At 47.2% G+C, this 19,693-nt stretch carries 17 protein-coding genes, 1 tRNA gene and 1 pseudogene; 11 read left to right on the forward strand and 8 right to left on the reverse strand.

What is annotated here, in order from left to right:
• Window positions 1-12: 12 nt before the first annotated feature.
• From BM082_RS13780 to BM082_RS13800, 5 genes are all read right to left on the reverse strand, one after another.
• Window positions 13-86: transfer RNA gene (locus BM082_RS13780), tRNA-Cys, on the reverse strand.
• A 284-nt stretch (window positions 87-370) separates the two neighbouring features.
• Entirely contained in the window at window positions 371-1,573 is a 1,203-nt protein-coding gene (gene fabV, locus BM082_RS13785; protein WP_017016864.1) for an enoyl-ACP reductase FabV, read from the reverse strand.
• A gap of 153 nt (window positions 1,574-1,726) precedes the next feature.
• Window positions 1,727-4,021, reverse strand: coding sequence for an acyl-CoA dehydrogenase (locus BM082_RS13790; RefSeq protein WP_017010964.1), 2,295 nt, complete (start codon window positions 4,019-4,021; stop codon window positions 1,727-1,729).
• 51 nt (window positions 4,022-4,072) lie between these two features.
• Window positions 4,073-4,750 carry a TetR family transcriptional repressor PsrA gene (gene psrA / locus BM082_RS13795; protein WP_017013988.1) on the reverse strand — a complete coding sequence of 226 codons (678 nt, stop codon included), beginning with the start codon at window positions 4,748-4,750 and terminating at the stop codon, window positions 4,073-4,075.
• A 775-nt stretch (window positions 4,751-5,525) separates the two neighbouring features.
• Entirely contained in the window at window positions 5,526-6,383 is an 858-nt protein-coding gene (locus BM082_RS13800; RefSeq protein WP_074927339.1) for an SDR family oxidoreductase, read from the reverse strand.
• Window positions 6,384-6,699: 316 nt separating this feature from the next.
• Here BM082_RS13800 and BM082_RS13805 point away from each other — a divergent pair, with 316 nt between their 5' ends.
• The 5 genes from BM082_RS13805 to BM082_RS13825 all read left to right on the forward strand — a co-directional run bounded on the left by BM082_RS13805 (window position 6,700) and on the right by BM082_RS13825 (window position 11,996).
• A complete protein-coding gene (locus tag BM082_RS13805; RefSeq protein WP_017010967.1) occupies window positions 6,700-7,554 on the forward strand; it encodes a MurR/RpiR family transcriptional regulator in 855 nt (284 codons plus the stop codon).
• Window positions 7,555-7,706: 152 nt separating this feature from the next.
• The gene (pyk, locus tag BM082_RS13810; protein WP_017010968.1) at window positions 7,707-9,152 is read left to right on the forward strand and encodes a pyruvate kinase; all 1,446 of its coding nucleotides are present in this window, start codon (window positions 7,707-7,709) and stop codon (window positions 9,150-9,152) included.
• Between the two features lie 222 nt (window positions 9,153-9,374).
• The gene (locus BM082_RS13815) at window positions 9,375-10,532 is read left to right on the forward strand and encodes a MalY/PatB family protein (protein WP_074927341.1); all 1,158 of its coding nucleotides are present in this window, start codon (window positions 9,375-9,377) and stop codon (window positions 10,530-10,532) included.
• A 298-nt stretch (window positions 10,533-10,830) separates the two neighbouring features.
• Window positions 10,831-11,616 (forward strand): sulfite exporter TauE/SafE family protein, encoded by a 786-nt coding sequence (locus BM082_RS13820; RefSeq protein WP_074927343.1) that lies wholly within the window; start codon window positions 10,831-10,833, stop codon window positions 11,614-11,616.
• Entirely contained in the window at window positions 11,613-11,996 is a 384-nt protein-coding gene (locus BM082_RS13825) for a rhodanese-like domain-containing protein (protein ID WP_074927345.1), read from the forward strand. The genes BM082_RS13820 and BM082_RS13825 overlap by 4 nt, the downstream gene beginning before the upstream one ends.
• 126 nt (window positions 11,997-12,122) lie before the next feature.
• Here BM082_RS13825 and BM082_RS13830 read toward each other — a convergent pair whose 3' ends face one another.
• A complete protein-coding gene (locus BM082_RS13830; protein WP_074927347.1) occupies window positions 12,123-12,578 on the reverse strand; it encodes a c-type cytochrome in 456 nt (151 codons plus the stop codon).
• Window positions 12,579-12,802: 224 nt separating this feature from the next.
• Between BM082_RS13830 and BM082_RS13835 the strand changes: the two genes are divergently transcribed.
• Together BM082_RS13835 and BM082_RS13840 are read left to right on the forward strand one after the other, a co-directional pair.
• Window positions 12,803-13,417: a cytochrome b/b6 domain-containing protein gene (locus tag BM082_RS13835; RefSeq protein WP_074927349.1), complete on the forward strand. Its 615-nt coding sequence runs from the start codon at window positions 12,803-12,805 to the stop codon at window positions 13,415-13,417.
• Between the two features lie 61 nt (window positions 13,418-13,478).
• Complete coding sequence (locus tag BM082_RS13840; RefSeq protein ID WP_017010975.1) at window positions 13,479-13,910, forward strand: MarR family winged helix-turn-helix transcriptional regulator; 432 nt, start codon at window positions 13,479-13,481, stop codon at window positions 13,908-13,910.
• 67 nt (window positions 13,911-13,977) lie between these two features.
• On the opposite strand, the gene kdgK is transcribed toward BM082_RS13840, so the two are convergent.
• Window positions 13,978-14,904 carry a 2-dehydro-3-deoxygluconokinase gene (gene kdgK, locus BM082_RS13845; protein WP_074927352.1) on the reverse strand — a complete coding sequence of 309 codons (927 nt, stop codon included), beginning with the start codon at window positions 14,902-14,904 and terminating at the stop codon, window positions 13,978-13,980.
• A 777-nt stretch (window positions 14,905-15,681) separates the two neighbouring features.
• Here kdgK and BM082_RS13850 point away from each other — a divergent pair.
• The 4 genes from BM082_RS13850 (at window position 15,682) to BM082_RS13865 (ending at window position 19,014) form a co-directional block, all read left to right on the forward strand.
• A complete protein-coding gene (locus BM082_RS13850) occupies window positions 15,682-16,734 on the forward strand; it encodes a PTS fructose transporter subunit EIIC (RefSeq protein WP_017010977.1) in 1,053 nt (350 codons plus the stop codon).
• A gap of 94 nt (window positions 16,735-16,828) precedes the next feature.
• Entirely contained in the window at window positions 16,829-17,143 is a 315-nt protein-coding gene (locus BM082_RS13855; protein ID WP_017010978.1) for a PTS fructose-like transporter subunit IIB, read from the forward strand.
• A 201-nt stretch (window positions 17,144-17,344) separates the two neighbouring features.
• Window positions 17,345-18,169: a helix-turn-helix transcriptional regulator gene (locus BM082_RS13860; protein WP_017010979.1), complete on the forward strand. Its 825-nt coding sequence runs from the start codon at window positions 17,345-17,347 to the stop codon at window positions 18,167-18,169.
• Between the two features lie 185 nt (window positions 18,170-18,354).
• A complete protein-coding gene (locus BM082_RS13865; protein WP_074927354.1) occupies window positions 18,355-19,014 on the forward strand; it encodes an imm11 family protein in 660 nt (219 codons plus the stop codon).
• A 57-nt stretch (window positions 19,015-19,071) separates the two neighbouring features.
• Here the strand turns inward: BM082_RS13865 and BM082_RS13870 are convergent.
• Window positions 19,072-19,500 (reverse strand): annotated as a pseudogene (locus BM082_RS13870) (glycoside hydrolase domain-containing protein); the annotation flags it as partial.
• Window positions 19,501-19,693 lie beyond the last annotated feature (193 nt).

Here is a 19,693-nt window from a genome sequence, read left to right on the forward strand (position 1 = left end):
TAGTGTCGCAAATGGAGGCGCGTCCCGGAGTCGAACCGAGGTCCACGGATTTGCAATCCGCTGCATAGCCACTCTGCCAACGCGCCTTTGTTTCTCAACCCCGAGGGGTTCATACTCACTCTGGAAGTTGTCTTCCTCGTTGGTATGGGCCGCATTCTACCTAACTTTTTGAGGCTGTCACGCATTAATTATGTCGTTTTTGTTCGTTTGCTTCTTTATCAACCAAATATGATAAATATCAGCCACATTGATCAAACTTTTAGCAATTTTGACTGGAAATTTTTATCAAAAACTATCTAGCAGGGTTGTTTCAAAAACAAAAAAGCCAGCACATAGTGACTGGCTTCTTTCATTTTAGAGACAGAAAAACTTAAATAGCTTTAACGTCGAAGTCGATTTCTGTGTTTACATCTGCGTCATAATCTACGCCAACGACACCAAAACCGAACAATTTCAGGAACTCTTCTTTGTACTCAGCGTAGTCCGTCAGTTCTTTCAAGTTCTCTGACGTAATTTGAGGCCATAGATCACGACAATGCTGTTGAATGTCATCGCGCAGTTCCCAATCATCCAAACGTAGACGGTTCTTATCGTCCATTTCAGGCGCTGTGCCATCTTCTTTATAAAGACGCTGACTGAACATACGGTAGATTTGTTCCATACAGCCTTCGTGAACGCCCTGCTCACGCATCTTCTTAAACACCATCGCGATGTAGAGAGGCATAACTGGGATTGCTGAGCTCGCTTGCGTGACAACACTTTTCAGTACGGCCACATTCGCGCTGCCACCTGTGGTAGACAATTTGTCATTTAATGCTGATGCTGCACGGTCCAGATCCATCTTCGCACGGCCTAGCGCACCGTCCCAGTAGATTGGCCACGTTAGTTCAGTACCGATATAGCTGTATGCCACTGTTTTACAGCCGTCAGCCAATGCATCTGCGTCAGACAAGGCTTGCATCCACAATTCCCAATCTTCGCCACCCATAACGGTAATGGTGTCTTTGATTTCTTCTTGGGTTGCAGGCTCTACGCTCGCTTGGATGATTTCGTCTTTATTTGTATCAACCGCTGTTGATGTGTACGTCTCACCAATCGGTTTCAAAGACGAACGTACCACTTCACCGGTTTTAGGCAATTTACGTACTGGCGATGCCAACGAGTAAACCACCATGTCGATTTGGCCCAAGTCTTCTTTAATCAGTTCAATCGCTTTGCGTTTTGCTTCATCAGAGAAAGCATCACCGTTCAAGCTCTTGCTGTAGAGACCTTCTTCTTTTGCAAATTTGTCGAATGCAGCAGTGTTGTACCAACCCGCTGTACCAGGCTTCTTCTCAGTCCCTGGTTTTTCAAAGAAGACACCGATGGTCGCCGCACCGCCGCCAAACGCCGCAGCGATGCGCGATGACATGCCGTAGCCGCTTGATGAACCAATTACCAGCACACGCTTCGGTGCGTTTGCGATAGGACCTTGGGCTTTGGTGTATTCGATTTGCTCTTTAACGTTAGCTTCACAGCCTTTTGGATGCGTCGTCGTACAGATAAATCCGCGAATTTTCGGTTTGATGATCATATTCAACCTTCCTTACAAAGTTGGGCTTAGGATAAATACTTCATCTTGTTTTGGCACTCAATTTTGTTGCAAAAGGTGGGTTTAAGGCAGTGGTTGGAGGTGTTAGCTACAAAAAACGCCGCAAATGCGGCGTTTTTAGAGTAAGAGATTGAATTACGCAGCCTTACCTTTTTTCCCTTTTCCTGCAGATGCAGTGTCTGCTGGTGCAAACCAAGACGGGTCAAAGTTATCAACTTGAATGGCTTTAGAACGCAGTGCGTCAGCCTTTTTCACTTGCTCAATCTCATCTTCCGTCAGCACGTTTTGCTCAAGGGCTTGGGCAAGACGATCCGCTAGCGGGCCTTTTCGTGCAATTTGACCATTCTTCGCGGCCACAGCCATTTTCTTCTCAATCGGTCGGATGGATTGCATGGCTTCAAACGCACGCTCCATGATTGCAACCGGATCTGTTTCCTTGTTGCCGACATAGCAAAGGTGCGTGAGGCGTTCGCGGTGCGCGCCAGGTGTCATCAATAAGTTCGCAATCTCTACCGCAACGTCATCAGAGGGTGCTTTGAAATGCATGCCCAATGGGAACAGCAGCGCACGTAGAGAAGAGCCAACGCCTTTACGTGGGAAATTATTGAATGCACCATCAAAAGCAATCGCACATTTGTTCAAACAATGCTGAAGCGAGTAATGGACAAGTGGAAGGTCTGATTGTTGACGACCTTCATCTTCAAAACGCTTAAGCACGGCAGATGCCAAATAAAGGTTACTCAACACATCGCCCAATCGCGCTGAAATCATCTCACGACGTTTAAGTTCACCACCTAAGGTCAACATTGACACATCCGCAGTCACTGCAAGCGCTCGGCTCATGCGTGACAATTGGCGGTAATAGTCAGCGGTTTCACCAGACACTGGCGAATGGTTAAAGCGAGAGCGTGTAAACGCGTTCCCGAATGACTTAAAGACGTTCTTTGTCGCGAAACTGATGTGCTTGATCAGTAAGGCATCAAATTCTTCTGCGCCTTTGTTATCGTCAGTGTTAGCCGCCGCTTCCATTTCCTTAAGAACATAAGGGTGACAGCGTGTCGCACCTTGACCAAAGATCATGAGGTTACGCGTCAGTATGTTCGCCCCTTCCACCGTGATAGCCACAGGCATACCAAAGTAGTGATGGCCAATGTAGTTAAGAGGACCAAGCTGAATAGCACGACCTGAATGGATATCCATTGAGTCATTCAGAATCGTTCGCGCCAACTCTGTCATGTGATATTTGGCAATCGCTGTCACGATCCCTGGTTTCTCATGCATGTCTAGCGAGGTAGTCGTCAGCGTACGGGCTGCTTCCAACATGTAGGTATACCCACCGATACGGCCTAGCGCTTCCGCTACACCTTCAAACTTACCGATGTTCATGCCGAATTGCTTACGCACGTACGAATATGCGCCCGTTGTGCGAGCTGCAAGATGCCCAACAGCGGTGCCCAACGCAGGTAGAGAAATACCACGACCTGCTGACAGACATTCCACCAGCATGCGCCAGCCTTTGCCCACGTAATCTTGACCACCGATGACCCAATCCATCGGAATGAAAACATCTTCACCACGTGTAGGACCATTCATGAACGCCAAGCCAAGTGGGTTGTGACGTTCACCAATTTCAACGCCTTCGTGATCCGCGGGGATCAATGCACAGGTAATGCCGAGGTTTTCTGTGTCACCAATCAAACCATCAGGATCATCTAGCTTGAACGCCAAACCGAGAACCGTGGCAACCGGTGCAAGCGTGATGTAACGTTTGTTCCACGTCAGGCGGATACCCAGTACGTCTTCACCATTAAATTTGCCCATGCAAACCACACCCTTATCAGGGATAGAGCCCGCATCAGAGCCTGCTTCTGGGCCAGTCAGTGCAAAACATGGCACGTCTTCGCCGTTCGCTAGACGTGGCAACCAATAGTTTTTTTGCGCGTCAGTACCATAGTGAGTCAGAAGTTCACCAGGGCCTAACGAGTTGGGGACCATCACTGTCACTGCCGCACTCAAGCTGCGCGTCGCGATCTTAGAGACGATCGTCGAATTCGCATAGGCCGAGAACGCGAGACCACCAAATTCTTTTGAAATGATCAGTGAGAAGAACTTTTCTTTTTTCAGATACGCCCACACTTCTGGCGGCAAATCTTTGCGCTGCTGAACAATGTCGAAGTCATCCAGCATATCTAGAAGCGTTTCGAGTTGATTATCAACGAACGCTTGTTCTTCCTCAGAAAGACGGGGTTTCGGGTATTGAAGCAGTGTGCGCCAATCAGGGTTACCTGCAAACAGTTCTCCATCCCACCAAACGCTCCCCGCTTCCATTGCTTCACGCTCTGTTTCGGAAAGTGGAGGAAGGACTTTTTTGAAAAACTTAAACGCCGGATCGCTGAGGTAGCGTCTTCTTAGTGATGGTTGAGAGCTCATGATTCAGATCCTTTTGTTTCGTAAGACGTTAATTTACTTTCTTATTATTCTTTAGCTCGCGCTCAGTGATGAATCACTCGACACCAGCATTAATTCTTTGCTTACAGAAGCATCTACACCTGCAGCAAGATAAGGGATCAATCGGTCTAAAATTTCTTCTATTGAGACCGTATGACCAAAATCGTTCTCCGCAATTTCACTCAGTGCCACATTCGACGCCATAGTGAAAATTGCTGCACCAAGTGTGAAGTGCAAACGCCAGAAAATGTGTTCTGGTTTAAGTGTAGGGTTGGCTTTTGAGACAGCCTGAGTAAACAAAGAGAGAACACCGCTATAGCGGGTTGTAATGAACCATCTCAAGTGACCTTGCACGTCGGTATAACCTCTGCCGATAAGTTGCATAAACACAGACGCGCCATGACGGCGAAACTTATCAAGCTCAAGAAGTGGTTTTTTTGTGCAAGCGAAGACGTCGTCCATTGAGGCATTGTCTTCAGTGAGGAGTGCTTTCAGCTCATTTTCTAACTGGGGCATGAACTGCTCTAAATATCTTTCAAGGACAGCGCGAACCAGAGACTTTTTGTCGCCAAAGTGGTAGTTCACAGACGCCAAATTAACACCTGCTTTACTTGTGATGGTACGCAGTGAGGTGTCTTTAAAGCCATGCTCAGCAAAAAGCTGTTCTGCCGCATCAAGGATTTTGCCCTTAGTTTCGCCTTTCCCTGCCATTTTCATTCACCTGTATTAAACACCCGTTTAACTTTACATCTCGTTAGCATTAATAACAAGCCAAAAACAATTGGAGGCGTGACCGCAGTCAAATTCAAAATAAAGTCACAAAAATTATCCTGTTGTTATCTATACATTTTTCTTTTCAAAGAAAAAATAAACGCTCATTTTTGAGAAAAAAATGGAAGACAGCGGGAACAAATCCAACAGTGACAGGTCACATATAATGCCACTGCTTTTTCTTAAGAAGTTTTGATCTTCTGAAGCCCGTAACGCCAATTTGCGTACGGGCTTTTTTTCATCTTGCTGGTTCTAAAACAGTTTTCTTTTGTCTTTTCCTCTGACCTTTCCCCGTTACTGTCGATTCCCTGCCATTTGACCCTCTTTTTACTCACGACGATGCCAACTCAGGGAACATGTCTTCTCAGACGAACACAGCAACCCGAAAAAGGAACGCATTCAGCGCATGGGTTTCTATTGGGATCAAAGCGGTATAGAGAAGGAGAGAGAAAAGAAATTCGTAAAAAAGTGAATTTATTTTGAACTAAACAAAACACGGGGCGTCAGAGTATATGTAGATAGCGAATAAGTGCCTTTAAATGTATAGCTGGCCGCCAAACATGATGTCTAACTTATCGCTAAATGCTGCTGCTTTTTCTTACTCCTAGTTACAAAACATTTATGTTGCCCGCTTCTATGAAGCGGGCTTTTTTTATCTGTTGTCCCGTCCTAAATACGTGTTCAGGACCTGAGCTTGTTTGCAACGATGGGCGCCTTATTCAGCACTCACAACAGGCAATGGCATATCAAAGGGCGACGGATACTTCAGTGACATCTTTAACGTGTCGAGCGTCCCTTGAGCCAAAATACATTTCCCTTCTCCACCCGTCAGCTCGAAGGTGGGCAGTGGTAACCCCATCTCCCCCGCAGCCCAAGCATAAAATGCCACCCGCGTTGGATGATCATCGGCACTGAGGTGCAGAATTTCCCCGCCAATTTGCTGATGAATAATGAGGGAGATCGCTTGAATACAGTCGTCACGATGAATCAAATTCACAGGGTCATTGCCGTTGGCAATGCCTTCCCTTCCAGCAAGATGCTTCGCAGGGTGTCGCTCTGCACCAATGAGTCCAGAAAATCTCAACACAACGCCCGTTTCAGGAAACGTCTTTAATACGTGGTCTTCAATCGCTCGATGCGCCTTGCCAGATTCTGTGTTTGGCTGGCAAACCGTCTCTTCTGTTACGTTACCCGTGACTTCCCCATAGACAGAGGTGGTACTTACAATAATGAGCTGTTTCACGCCCTGTTGTTTTGCAGTATCTATTAAAGATTTCATGGCGTTAACAAAACGTGCGCGCTCAAAGTCACGCCTTCCGGGTGGGATATTCACAACGAGCACGTCAGCACTAAACAGCGCATCGATACCAGGGGAAGCATTACAAAGAGAAGCAGTCGGTGCATACACATCGAAACACACCCCTTGGATCCCTTTTGCACTTAGCGCGTCGGCGTCAGTTTGATCTCGCTTCGAGCCAAAGACACGATAGCCCGATTGAACCAGAGATTCGGCCAATGGCAATCCTAGCCAGCCGCATCCACATACGGACACTGTTTTATATGGTTTCTTCATAGAAAGTTCTCTGTAATCCAGTTTCAGTAATCGGAAAAAAGCACAGAATACGTGCTACATGAGGGCAAAAGTTTAATTTTTGATGAAAAAAAACTCCGAACTTGTGTAATAAAACAACTCAAAGCGTGAATGAATACAAAGTTTTTAATGTCAAAACCCCAATAAAATGTTCTTACTAACCACCAAACGTTAGACTTATCTATAACATTATTGAGGATTTTTTTTATCCTAAACTTCAAGTCGGTACTGTCGTTTTACAGATTTCATCAACGACCCTGCCGATAAATTTTACAGCGGACGCAAAGCGGTAATCTGGATGAATACCTTAGAAAAAATACAAAAAAATATTGAAAATTTCAGCAAATCGGAAAGAAAAGTCGCTGAGGTGATCATTGCGTCGCCACAAACAGCGATTCATTCGAGCATTGCTACCTTGGCAAAATTGGCGGATGTAAGTGAGCCTACCGTCAACCGTTTTTGCCGTCGTTTGGACACTAAAGGTTTCCCTGACTTTAAACTTCACCTTGCGCAAAGCCTTGCTAATGGCACGCCTTACGTAAACCGCAACGTTGAAGAACATGACAGTGCTGACGCCTATACCGCAAAAATCTTCGAGTCCACCATGGCGTGCCTTGATGTTGCTAAAAACAGCATCGATCCACACCAAATTAACCGTGCTGTTGACCTACTGACACAAGCCAAGAAGATATCATTCTTTGGTCTTGGCGCGTCAGCATCCGTCGCGCACGATGCGCAAAACAAATTCTTCCGCTTTAACATTCCCATCGTTTGTTTCAATGACATCGTCATGCAACGCATGAGCTGCATTAACTGTTCAGACGGTGATGTTGTGGTGGTTATTTCTCACACGGGCCGTACCAAATCACTGGTTGATGTAGCAACCCTTGCAAGAGAAAACGGTGCCACTGTTATTGGTATCACCGAAAAAGGCTCGCCACTGGATAAAGTGTGTTCGCTAACCATCACCCTAGATGTACCAGAAGACACCGACATCTATATGCCAATGGCAAGCCGCGTGGTGCAAATGACAGTGATTGACGTATTGGCCACAGGCTTTACGTTACGACGAGGCCCTGGGTTCCGAGAGAACCTAAAACGCGTAAAAGACGCCATCAAGGACTCGCGATTTAACAAAGAGTCACTGACCTAACCGCTCAAAGGCAGACACTAAGTCTGCCTTTTTTCTCTCTTTTTTCCGCGCACCACCCTCCTCGGCTACACTTTATTAACAAATACGGAATTCACTTTGGCAGTACGAGATGCTGTTGCTTTTTGAACTAAGCATTCACTTTGGAGATATTCATGACTGAACCGATGCGTCGAACGAAAATTGTCACCACTCTTGGCCCAGCGACAGATAAAGACGACATGCTTGAGCAGATCATCGCTGCAGGTGCAAATGTCGTCCGAATGAACTTCTCACACGGCAGCGCTGAAGACCATGTGGCGCGGGCACAAAAAGTGAGAACCATTGCGGCGAAGTTGGGGCAACACATTGGCATCTTAGGCGATCTTCAAGGCCCTAAAATTCGCGTCTCAACATTTGAAAACGGCAAGATCACCTTAGCAGTGGGTGATAAATTCATTCTCGACAGTGACCTTCCTCTAGGCAAAGGCGATCAAGAGCGTGTCGGCCTGGATTACAAAGAATTGCCAAAAGACGTGTCTAACGGTGACATTCTGTTGCTCGATGATGGCCGTGTTCAACTTAAAGTCATTTCCGTTAAAGGCACCTGTGTGCACACCGAGGTGACAGTGGGTGGCCCGCTTTCGAACAACAAAGGGATCAACAAAAAAGGCGGCGGCTTGTCGGCCCCAGCCCTGACAGACAAAGACAAACAAGACATCCTCACCGCGGCACAAATTGGCGTGGATTACTTGGCAATCTCTTTCCCGCGTAACGGCGATGACATGCGATTGGCGCGTTCACTGGCAAGAGATGCAGGATTAGAAACTCGCCTTGTTGCTAAAGTAGAGCGCGCAGAAACTGTCGCTACCGATGAAAACATCGATGACATCATTGAGGCTTCGGATTGCGTCATGGTGGCGCGCGGGGATCTTGGGGTAGAAATTGGTGACCCGGAATTGGTGGGTGTGCAGAAAAAACTCATTCGACGCGCACGTGCTCTCAACCGCTGTGTTATCACCGCCACACAAATGATGGAATCCATGATCAAAGCGCCCATGCCGACGCGCGCAGAAGTCATGGACGTTGCAAACGCCGTACTCGACGGCACAGATGCCGTGATGCTTTCAGCAGAAACAGCGGCAGGCGACTACCCGCTAGAAACCGTGAAAGCCATGGCGGAAGTGTGCGTAGGTGCAGAAAAAATGCCGTCCATTAACGTGTCTAACCACCGTTTAAACAAAGAATTTGAACTGATTGAAGAAACGGTATCGATGGCAAGCATGTACGCGGCAAACCACATGCCGAAAGTAAAAGCCATGGTGTCGCTGACCGAATCGGGCAAGACAGCGCTGATGATGTCGCGTATCAGTTCGGGCAAACCCATCTTTGCCCTTTCTCAGCATGAATCGACACTCAGCCGCGCTGCGCTCTACCGTGGTGTTACGCCCGTGTATTTTGAAAGTGACACAGGCGCTGGCCCAGAGGTCGCGCACAAAGCCATTAAGATGCTCAAAGAAATGGGGTATTTGAAGCCGTGGGATGTAGTGATCTTCACGCAAGGCGATATCGTCGGTTATGTGGGCACAACAAACACCATGCGCATGATCACTGTGACCTAACAAGCCACCTGTCGTGCATTCAGCATGACATATAAGCCTCAATAAACAATGCGCCTCGTGAAAGGCGCATTGTCCGTTTTAGCGCCGCATTCATTCCCACACAAGACAGCTTGGTTCTTTGCACATATATCCTGCTCTATTTCAAGAAATGCGCGGGTTTTGATTACCTTGCACAATTGAATTCAGTAAGCTCAATGGATTGCTAACCCGCAGGATGAGCCAATGACAACACGCCAAACCACATTCAATTTCGACCTAGAACTTGACCGTACTCACACAGACAGCGACAAATGGGATAAATACAAAGGCCAAGACATCTTGCCTATGTGGGTTGCAGACAGCGATTTCCAATCCCCACCCGAAGTGATTGAAGCCCTCCAAGAACGTGTTTCTCATGGCATTTTTGGCTACACACATTCATCAGAAAAACTGACCGAGCTGTTCATTGCCCGCTTGGCGGAAAAATACCAATGGCAGGTCCAACCGGAATGGGTGGTTTACTTGCCGGGTTTGGTCTGTGGTTTAAACCTTGCCGCGAGAACACTGACGGACGATGGGCAAACCATCATCAGTCCAAGCCCGATTTACCCGCCTTTCATTTCATCTGCCAAATTTGCGGAAAGGCCATTGGTCAAAGCCCCCGTCGTATTGAATGAAGGCCGTTGGTTACCAGATTTAGACGCAGCAGAAGCGCAGTTAACCGGGAAAGGTGGGCTATTCCAAATGTGTAACCCTCTCAACCCTGGCGGCACGGTTTACCGTCGTGAGGAATTAGAAGCAACATTGGCCTTTGCGGAGAAACATGATCTGTTTGTATGTTCGGATGAAATTCACTGCGACCTGCTCCTTGATGATTCGCTCACCCACATTCCTTTTGCAAGCCTCAATGAGAGTGCCGCTCAACGCAGCATCACACTGATGGCGCCGAGTAAAACCTTCAACATCGCGGGGTTAGGTGCATCCATTGCCATTATTCCAAATGCAGAGATCCGCAAACGCTTTAGCAAAGTGAAGCGCGGCATCGTGCCGGGCGTAAATGTATTGGCCTTCACCGCAGCAGAAGCGGCTTATGAGCATGGAGAGCCATGGCTGCAAGCGCAGCTCAATTACCTCACTAGCCATCGCGATCTGCTCATGACCGAAATCAATGCTATCCCAGGCCTGAAACTCGAACACATCGAAGCCACGTATTTGGCATGGATTGATTGCAGCGGATTGCCCGTTGATAACCCTCATCGTTTCTTTGAAGAGGCGGGCGTTGGCTTATCACCGGGGTTAGATTTTGGCAATCGCAGGTTTGTGCGCCTGAACTTTGGTTGTACAAGAAAAACGCTGGATGAAGCCTTAAAAAGAATGAAGGCCGCTGTCGCAGCGCTTTAATAACATCTGATAATCAATCCAAACATGAGCAAGGCACAGTGATTGATATGCACACTCGCATACAACGCCGTGCCTTTTTCTTTGCTGAAATCACGCGCGTTTACTCCAACAAGATCAAATGCCACATACAGCGCAGCCGCCCATCAGCATCGGCGTTGCCCACCACCGCGTCCCTTCTAACGGTCACACCCCCTAGCGAGATAGGAATTGTATCGCCTACGTAAAGTAAACCTCCGTTGTTCCCATTACATCATGTCGTTAATGTTTCTACACAAAAACAGGTTGTTAGGAAAACAACATGATACTTGTCTTAGGTGCATTGATCATTGGACTGAGTTTAGGCCTGCTCGGTTCGGGGGGTGCCATCATCACGATCCCCGTCCTTATTCACGGTCTTGGCATTGAAGAAAAATCAGCCATCGCGAGCGGGCTCATCATTGTGGGTGCCATCAGCCTCCTATCGTCAATTAAAAATGTCAGGAATAAGACGGTAAATTGGCCACTGTTTTTGCAATTTGGTCTGACAGGTGTCTTAGGAGCCTATTGGGGTGCAACCTTAGGAGAACGCAGCCCCGCTATCCTTCAGCTTTTGGTGCTTTCACTATTGATGGCAATCGCAGGCATTCGCATGTTGATGTCCATGCCAAAGGCACCTCCTACCACTGAACACATCCCTTGGACATTCTCACTGATTGCCATTGGCGCCATGATTGGGTTTATCACCGGGTTTGTCGGTGTTGGAGGCGGCTTTTTGGTTGTCCCCGCCATTCTGATGTTTACGCACATCTCTCTGTCAGGCGCGACAGCAACGAGCTTACTTATTATCTCAGTCAATGCCTTGATTGGCTTTGTGGGCTATTTCACCGCTAAGACCGCATACCCTATCGATTTTCAGTGGCCGATGATCGCATTAATGATTGTTATTGGCACAGTCAGCAGTGTTTTAGGAGCGCGGTTTGGTGGCAGATTACCCAGGACTCTTATCGTTCGAAGCTTTGGCTTCATGCTTATCACACTCGCCATATTGATGATTGGAAACCTCATCATCAATGAACTGTCACTTAGTCATTGGAGAAAGATATGATCCTCACAAGTAACCAGCTTGTCGCTGAGGCAAAAAACCACATAAAGGAAATATCACCGCAATCACTTTTCAAACGTCTAGGCGTGCCAGTGCTGATTGACGTGAGAGAAAGTGCAGAATTAGAAAAAGGCATGATCCCTCATGCCCACCCAATCGCTCGCGGCGTACTAGAAATGAATATTCAGACGTACTTGACGCAGAAAACAGGTAACGAAAACATAGAAAATGTCGAACTCGTTCTCTACTGTCGCTCAGGCGCACGATCAGCACTCGCCGCAGAGTCATTAAAGAAAATGGGGTTCACTAACGTCTCATCTTTAGAAGGAGGCATGAATCAATGGGTCACGCTGGCGCTCCCTGTCACTGAGCACAACAGTTAACTGCATGCTCAACACACAAACGATGTGTCTATTCACAGCAGTGCCTGTCAGCAATGAAAACACTCGCTGGACAGGCATTGAAACTCAACAACCTGAAGATGCTTCGGTTAAGAGTTTCTCTGAGGGTTACCACTTTGAACGATAAGCACGATGACAACTTTTACAGCTGCGATCGGCGGTTTTGAAGGCTTTCTTTAACGCTTTCGCATCTTGTGCTTCCGCCGCAGTGCTCATGTCTTCAAAGGCTGTTTCTAACGACACCAACCCTTTTTCAAATTTGTCCCACTTGGTCCACACGGTTTCCTTGCTTCGACTTCCCTCTAGGCTGCCTTCAGGAAACAACCCCGGCAGCGAACTGATGGATTCCGCATTTTCCAGCGCCATGGTTTTGATCGTGTCCCAATCCGTGTCTCGCCCATCTTCCAATTTCTTCATGCTATTAAAAGAATCAGCCATCGACACAAACGTCTTTTGGCGCGCATCAACAGCGTCTTGCGTCTCCGCCATTGACGGAATCGCCATGAAACTTAGCGTGATGCCGAAAATCAGAGTGTGTACTAACTTGCGCGATGAGCCTGTCATAACTTGTTCCTTTAAAACCGAAATATGCTGTTGCAATTGGGGGATTGAATATCAGGTCATGCGCCTTTTAAGCTATGCACGCAGTCCTCATGTTTTAAGCACTGACGTCACACCTGAATGCTGCATTTCCTCACTAAACTGACCGTCAATTTACATTGCAATCATTGCCTGCGCAACCATTGTCGTGTAAATTAACACAAACACTCGACGTCGGAACATGAAAAATGAAAATCTGGGATCTCCCCACCCGCCTCTATCACTGGCTTCAAGCTCTACTCTTTACCCTTCTCGCGATCACTGGGTTCAATGCGACGGGGCCACATGAGTTGCTGGGCATCGCACTCTCTGGGCTGCTTGTTTGGCGAATACTATGGGGAATGTTTGGCAGCGAAACGAGTCGATTTCGCCAATTCTTGCGCTCCCCAAACACCGTGTATCGCTATATGAAGGGTCAACACCCACACCACGGTGCAGGCCATAACCCCGCAGGCGGTTGGATGGTAATCGCAATGCTGTCACTTCTGCTTACGCAGTGTTTTGTGGGTATGTCGATGGCAGGCTTCTTTGATGCTTTTCTCAGCGATGACAGCCTACTCTATGACACCGATCTGCTCGTCACGATGCATCTGTATGGTGCTTATCTACTGGTCGCTACCGTGGCATTGCACATCAGCGCAATCATCTTCTACAAGCGCAAAGGCACCCCGCTGGTAAAGGCGATGATCACCGGCACGCAGAAGCACTTACCTCGCCCTATTTCGGTATTTTTCCGCTCGAATATTCGTGCTGGTATACTGCTTATCAGCGTTGGCGGCATGTTCGGCATGCTGTTGAGTTAATATCGCTTAATCAAAATACCCAAACACCCCTGAACCGTGTCATTGAACATAGAGAATAAAAATGAGTGAATTTGACCGCCAAGCAAGCTTTGGTTGGCTTATCAACGTAGTGGCAGGCAAGGCAGAAAAGCGCTTGGATGCCGAGCTAAAACAGCATGGCCTTACTGTTGCGCTCTGGCCAACCATGATGTGTTTGTGGGAAGAAGAAGGCGTCACACAGCGTCAAATCGCGTTAAAAGCCAAAGTTGAAAACTCGACAACGACACGTACCTTGGACAAGTTAGAAAAGCTCGGGCTCGTAGAGCGACGTGACGATCCTGACAGCCGCCGTAATTATCGCATCTACCTCACCGAAAGCGGCAAAGCGCTGCGTGACAAAGTGGCCGCGATTCCATTGGCGATCAACGCTGAGCTTTTGACGACACTGAACGACGATGAACACTCTCAACTCATTCATCTGCTGCAAAAAGTGGTTGCCAACGTCGAGCTATAGCCGCCGATCTGTGATGACGACAAACAAAATAACAGCGCTGATTGGCGCTGTTTTTCGTTGTCAGGATTTACACCTTTGGCATGGCGTTTTGTGGGATAATCGCGCCACGATGTTGAATGACACATCCTGCGAGTGAATGTGCCGCTTTTGCCGCTTCAATGGGTAAACCGCCTTGCAATCGCTTCGCCAAATACCCCGCGCTGAACGAATCGCCAGCAGCGGTCGTATCCACCACCTTGCTAACCGGCTCAACCTCCACAGCGTCAGTAACACCATCAAAATAGACCAAGCAAGGGGCTTTCCCTCGCTTAATGACGATCTCGGGCACACCGAACTGTTGGGTTCGAGATAGCGTGGACTCAACATCTGTATCACCCCACAATGCCTGTTCATCGTCAAACGTCAGTAACGCGATGTCAGTGAGTGCTAACATCTGCTGGTGACACGCATTGGCTTCTGCCCGTGACGCCCATAACCGAGGACGAAAATTGTTGTCAAACGCCAGTTTGCAGCCTTGTTCCTTTAGCGCGGCAAGCCCCTCAAACAAGGTTTCACGGCTTTTAGTTGGCAGAATGGCGAGGCTTATTCCGCTCAAGTAAATCACATTAAAATGACTGAGCTTTTCCACCAATACAGAAATATCCATTCCCTCAAGCCAATATCGCGCCGCAGAATCGCTACGCCAATAATGAAAGGCGCGCTCCCCTTCCTCATCAGTATGCACACTGTACATGCCAGGCAGCTTGCTCTGTGAACGTGAAACCAAATCGGTATTAATACCTTCAGCATGCCACGCAGCCATCATTTCATCACTGAAAGGGTCGCGCCCTAACCCTGTGACATACGCAACGTCATTCGGGATGCCAGAGAGCCGCCTTTTTAGGTAGACCGCCGTGTTTAGCGTATCACCACCAAAGCCCTGCATCATTTCACCCTCTTGTTTGATGAGTTCAACCATGCATTCGCCGATCAGTGCAATTCGAACGTTCAACATCATTCCTTTATCGTTTGCGCGTTTACAACCAATATGCCACAAAGCACGTATCCATCACACAACGCAATAGGCATCGCCGAATCGACCTCTAATTCCGATATCAGAGATTAATTTAGAGGGTAATATACCCAAACAACTTGAAGATGCAGGATTCAGCGAGCTTTACTGATGTTATGATCAAGGCGTCCCTTTGCCGATGTAGTGCGCTCCATCAAAAAGGGACAACACCGAGCATGGCGTCAGTAAACTCGCCCGAAGGGAGGCCCTCAGAGCGTCCACTTCATCGTTAAATCCCTGTGAAATAGAATGACTATTCCTACAAGAATTTGCCTTGAATTGAACACTCTGAGGGCCTCTGACATCGAGCATCTTCAGGTTGTTTGGGTATAGGTATAATCTAGAATATGTGAAGGTCGTCTTTATTTATCCAGTGAAAATGTGATTTACACTGCTTGTTTATGCCCTCACTTTCGCCTATCTGACTCGCTCATTTTATTTAACAAATAAAATCAACTTTCCTTTACAAACCGCATTCTTACTGACTTACCTTTATTATTTCTGCGATTTAAACGTGCGGAAAGTCACTAAAAATCATTAACAACCGCGTTTATGTGATTGCCTTCTCAGTCAATTCAACATGCAACAATTCTCCAGTAAAGAGATTATTTGTCCAATATCCAGCACGGGATTCACAGCGCATAATCAGCCCCATAAACGAGAGGGAAAAAATATCTATCTCGCTAAATCCAATCGTCAAACTATAAAAAGGTCTTACACATGAAAGTTGATTTCTCGGAGTTAAAAAGACACCTACTAACGGGCACCAGCCACATGTTGCCGTTCGTTGTTGCCGGTGGTGTTCTACTTGCATTGTCTGTAATGCTAGGCGGTAAAGGCGCAGTGCCAGAAGGCGTGTTCCTTGAAGGTATTTGGGACATGGGTATCGCAGGTTTCACCCTGTTCGTTCCTGTTCTTGGCGGTTACATCGCTTACTCTATCGCAGACCGCCCAGCACTTGCTCCGGGTATGATTGGTGCTTACCTTGCTAACCAAGTACAAGCAGGTTTCCTAGGTGCAATCATCGTCGGCTTCATCGCTGGTTACGTTGTTCTGCAGCTTAAGCGCATTCCTCTTTCTAACAAGCTTAAAGCGCTTTCAACTTACTTCATCATTCCAATCGGCGGTACGTTCATCGTTTCTGCGCTGGTTGTATGGGTAATCGGTCAACCTATCGCAGGCTTCATGGCATTCATGAACGAAGGCCTGCAATCAATGGCTGGCACATCTAAAGCGGTACTGGGTGCGGTTCTAGGTGGTATGACTGCATTCGATATGGGTGGTCCAATCAACAAAGTCGCAACCCTATTCGCTCAAACTCAAGTAGGTACTCAACCTTGGTTGATGGGTGGTGTTGGTGTTGCAATCTGTGTTCCACCACTAGGTATGGCACTGGCAACGTTCCTTGCGCCTAAAAAATACTCTCCAGAAGAGCGTGAAGCTGGTAAAGCAGCAGCAATCATGGGCTGTATCGGTATCACTGAAGGTGCAATCCCATTCGCAGCAAATGACCCAGCACGCGTTATCCCAGCCATCATCGCAGGCGGTATCGTTGGTAACGTTGTAGCCTTCATGGCTGGCGTTCTTAACCACGCACCATGGGGTGGTCTGATTGTTCTACCGGTTGTCGAAGGCCGCATGATGTATGTCATCGCTGTTATCGCAGGCTCTGCAACCACAGCCCTTGTCGTCAACTACCTGAAGAAACCAGTGGCTGACCGCGAAGAAGAGACAAAAGCGAATACAGAAGAACTAGAACTGTCTTTCGACTAAGCAACATTGAATTAAACGGAGCGATTTACCCACAATTCGGTTGTCGCTCCAAATAGAACTAAAAAACAATAAAAGTGTAAAAGAGAGAAATATTATGAAACTTATCGGCGTAACTTCTTGTCCATCTGGCGTTGCTCACACTTACATGGCTGCTGAAGCGTTGGAAACCGCAGCAAAAGCAAAAGGCTGGGACGTTAAAATCGAAACTCAAGGCGCTATCGGTATCGAAAACGTACTGACTGCAGCAGACGTTGAAGGCGCAGATGTAGTGGTTCTAACTAAAGACATCGCTATCAAGCAAGAAGAGCGTTTCAACGGTAAAAAGATTGTTCGAGTTACCGTTGCTCAGGCAGCAAAACAAGCACCTGAAATCATCGCAAAACTTGAAAGCATGCTAGCGCAAGCATAATCAAGCGATAACGAAATGTTGCGGAGTGGGATTAAAAAAGACCACTCCGTTTTTCTATTCTTTTATTCCTCTTTCTTTCCTTGTTCCATTAATTTAACCCACGTCATAAAACGGCATATTCATGTCGTTTCAAATCAAAGTTACCTTGCCCTTACCCCGCTTTATTAATACTTTCATCGGTAAAAATAAGGCTTCGAAAAAATGAACAAAATAATAACCGAACCCCTACAAAAATTTAATGGACCACTTGTCCGTGTTTGTTGTGGCGAAAATACGCCACCAGAAGGTTCTTACCAAGTTAACTTTAATCGACTTGAGATCATTATTGAGGGTCAACATGATTTGGTGGTCGACTCTTCCCAAGGTTTTGAGAACCTCTCTCTCACCGAAAACCAAATGATTTACATCCCTTCAAATGCCTGGAGCAAACCCACGTGGGAAAAATCCTCACGAATGATTTCCATCTTGTTCAGCAAAAACCAAGTGGGCTTCAGTTATGTGCATTACAAAGAAGGAGAAGGGTTTGTCGATGTGATCAAGCAGGCGCTCCCATTGCCCTCTTCCATGGCTGTTGAGCATGTATTGGCCGCATTAAACTGCATCGCTGAAGAGAAGAAATGCACGGTGATGGGCGAGCATCTAGCCAAATCACTGATCTTGTATTGCTTGGCGTTACTGCAAAACCCACAGCAAGAGAAAGTCAGCCGCGGCGAGAAGCTCTATCGCAGCATGTGTATTTACGTGCAAGAGAACTTCCACAAAGACATTACCCGCATTTCCGTCGCGAACCGCTTTGGCGTGTCATCCGCACATGTCTCTCGCCTGTTTAACCAAGAAGGCAGCGTGAAATACGCCGACTACGTGACCTATGTGCGCCTCGACCGCGCCAAATTCATGTTGAAGAAATACAACTTCAAAGTGGAAGAAATCGCCCGCCGTTGCGGCTTCAAAGACACCAACTATTTCTGTCGTGTGTTTAAGCAGAAAACGGGGAAGACGCCGAGCGAATACCGTTTAAATGCGTAGCTTGAGCAGAACATAAAACGTCCCAAAAGGTGGGGCCTTCTAACGACAAGGTGACAGCAAGTTGCTGGGTGCCTCACCGCCGTATCGATATTTTTTCTTCGCGCTCGATAAAGAAAACCCTCGCTGCATCGGCACATAAAATCTGTTCTACTTATCAGGTATGTTCACAGGGAGAGCTCATACCAATGGCGGCATTTATTCGAACAGAGACTGACACCGCTCACGCAACAAAGCGATTTGACGTTGTGAGTGAAAAAGACAAAGAGAATTTGGGAAGGCTCGAACAAGAACATAGAAACATCGAAAGTACCGCAGAAGACAGGATGCTTTTCGACAGTGGCAACGACAGCATGCTCAATACTCGCTTTGACATCATCAAGCATACGATCAATACCGCGTGGCTGCCGAACACGTTACGATCATTGAATGACAACATGTGCGAAGACTTCAACACATGGCATTTAGGCCTTTCAGTGGTCAGTGAAAAATTCAAATCGTGCATTGAGAGTGTGGAAGCAGACAACCATCATTTCTATCCCGTTAACATTGTTAACCGCAAAGGAGATGTATTGGGGAAAGCGTACTTCTGGCGCACACTCAACATCTTTAATGCCATCGTTCCCAACGTGAATGGCATCAAGCGCGTTGTCATGGCGCCGGTGGAAAACCTCCATGAAGCAGAGTTAGACGGGATACGTTTGTATCGTGATATCGTGTCTGAGAAAGCAGCATGGTATGACATTCGCCTCGGCGAGCCGCTGCTTGCATCAGAGAAATTTGTCGCATTAGCAAAGAAACAAAAGCTCACGAATCTCTCTTTCAGTCATTCCTTCGAAGAATGCTAATCCGCATAAAAAAGCCGCTCTTTAAGAGCGGCTTGCCATTAATTCTTACTCACCCACTTAACGAATAGGCGTCATCGCTTCGTTTTTATCGCCAGTCATCACGAAGTGGAGTTTTCCACCCGCTTTGATATCGGCGTGTTTGAAGAACAAACCGTCTTCAAGTGGTTCGCCATTGATGGTCACTGATTTGACGTAGAAGTTGTCATCCGCGTTGTTTTCAGCGCTGATTTTGAACTCACCACCTGCAACAGGGATGCTCACTTCATCGAACAGAGGGCGGCCAATGGTATAGGTAGGATCAGCCGCGTTCACTTGGTAGAAGCCCATGGCAGACATGACATACCACGCTGACATTGCGCCAACGTCTTCGTTACCGATGATGCCTTTTGGCTCCGCGAGGTACATGTCATCCAAAATGTGGTCGACGACTTCTTGGGTTTTCCAAGGCTCTGCGGTCCAGTTGTATAAGTAAGGAATGTGGTGTGACTGGCACGTTTAATCCCATTTCAATTGCAGGTTGCTCAGTGAAAGACATGCCCTGAGTAGTACAACCCGCCGACCCCAATATTCCTGCTATTACCGCAACACAAACTAAACTCTTTTTGAATTTCATGTTACACCTTCACGTTTAACTATAGGGATTGAGGATGTTTAAACATTCATCCTCATTTTTTTATTC

This window comes from Enterovibrio norvegicus DSM 15893, from assembly GCF_900115495.1.
Classification (GTDB): Bacteria; Pseudomonadota; Gammaproteobacteria; order Enterobacterales; family Vibrionaceae; genus Enterovibrio; species Enterovibrio norvegicus.

What these genes read in the sequence shown, in the direction of transcription:
- fabV (WP_017016864.1), bottom strand. Translation starts at nt 1,573, where the DNA reads ATGATCATCAAACCGAAAATTCGCGGATTTATCTGTACGACGACGCAT.
- BM082_RS13790 (WP_017010964.1), bottom strand. Translation starts at nt 4,021, where the DNA reads ATGAGCTCTCAACCATCACTAAGAAGACGCTACCTCAGCGATCCGGCG.
- psrA (WP_017013988.1), bottom strand. Translation starts at nt 4,750, where the DNA reads ATGGCAGGGAAAGGCGAAACTAAGGGCAAAATCCTTGATGCGGCAGAA.
- BM082_RS13800 (WP_074927339.1), bottom strand. Translation starts at nt 6,383, where the DNA reads ATGAAGAAACCATATAAAACAGTGTCCGTATGTGGATGCGGCTGGCTA.
- BM082_RS13805 (WP_017010967.1), top strand. Translation starts at nt 6,700, where the DNA reads ATGAATACCTTAGAAAAAATACAAAAAAATATTGAAAATTTCAGCAAA.
- pyk (WP_017010968.1), top strand. Translation starts at nt 7,707, where the DNA reads ATGACTGAACCGATGCGTCGAACGAAAATTGTCACCACTCTTGGCCCA.
- BM082_RS13815 (WP_074927341.1), top strand. Translation starts at nt 9,375, where the DNA reads ATGACAACACGCCAAACCACATTCAATTTCGACCTAGAACTTGACCGT.
- BM082_RS13820 (WP_074927343.1), top strand. Translation starts at nt 10,831, where the DNA reads ATGATACTTGTCTTAGGTGCATTGATCATTGGACTGAGTTTAGGCCTG.
- BM082_RS13825 (WP_074927345.1), top strand. Translation starts at nt 11,613, where the DNA reads ATGATCCTCACAAGTAACCAGCTTGTCGCTGAGGCAAAAAACCACATA.
- BM082_RS13830 (WP_074927347.1), bottom strand. Translation starts at nt 12,578, where the DNA reads ATGACAGGCTCATCGCGCAAGTTAGTACACACTCTGATTTTCGGCATC.
- BM082_RS13835 (WP_074927349.1), top strand. Translation starts at nt 12,803, where the DNA reads ATGAAAATCTGGGATCTCCCCACCCGCCTCTATCACTGGCTTCAAGCT.
- BM082_RS13840 (WP_017010975.1), top strand. Translation starts at nt 13,479, where the DNA reads ATGAGTGAATTTGACCGCCAAGCAAGCTTTGGTTGGCTTATCAACGTA.
- kdgK (WP_074927352.1), bottom strand. Translation starts at nt 14,904, where the DNA reads ATGTTGAACGTTCGAATTGCACTGATCGGCGAATGCATGGTTGAACTC.
- BM082_RS13850 (WP_017010977.1), top strand. Translation starts at nt 15,682, where the DNA reads ATGAAAGTTGATTTCTCGGAGTTAAAAAGACACCTACTAACGGGCACC.
- BM082_RS13855 (WP_017010978.1), top strand. Translation starts at nt 16,829, where the DNA reads ATGAAACTTATCGGCGTAACTTCTTGTCCATCTGGCGTTGCTCACACT.
- BM082_RS13860 (WP_017010979.1), top strand. Translation starts at nt 17,345, where the DNA reads ATGAACAAAATAATAACCGAACCCCTACAAAAATTTAATGGACCACTT.
- BM082_RS13865 (WP_074927354.1), top strand. Translation starts at nt 18,355, where the DNA reads ATGGCGGCATTTATTCGAACAGAGACTGACACCGCTCACGCAACAAAG.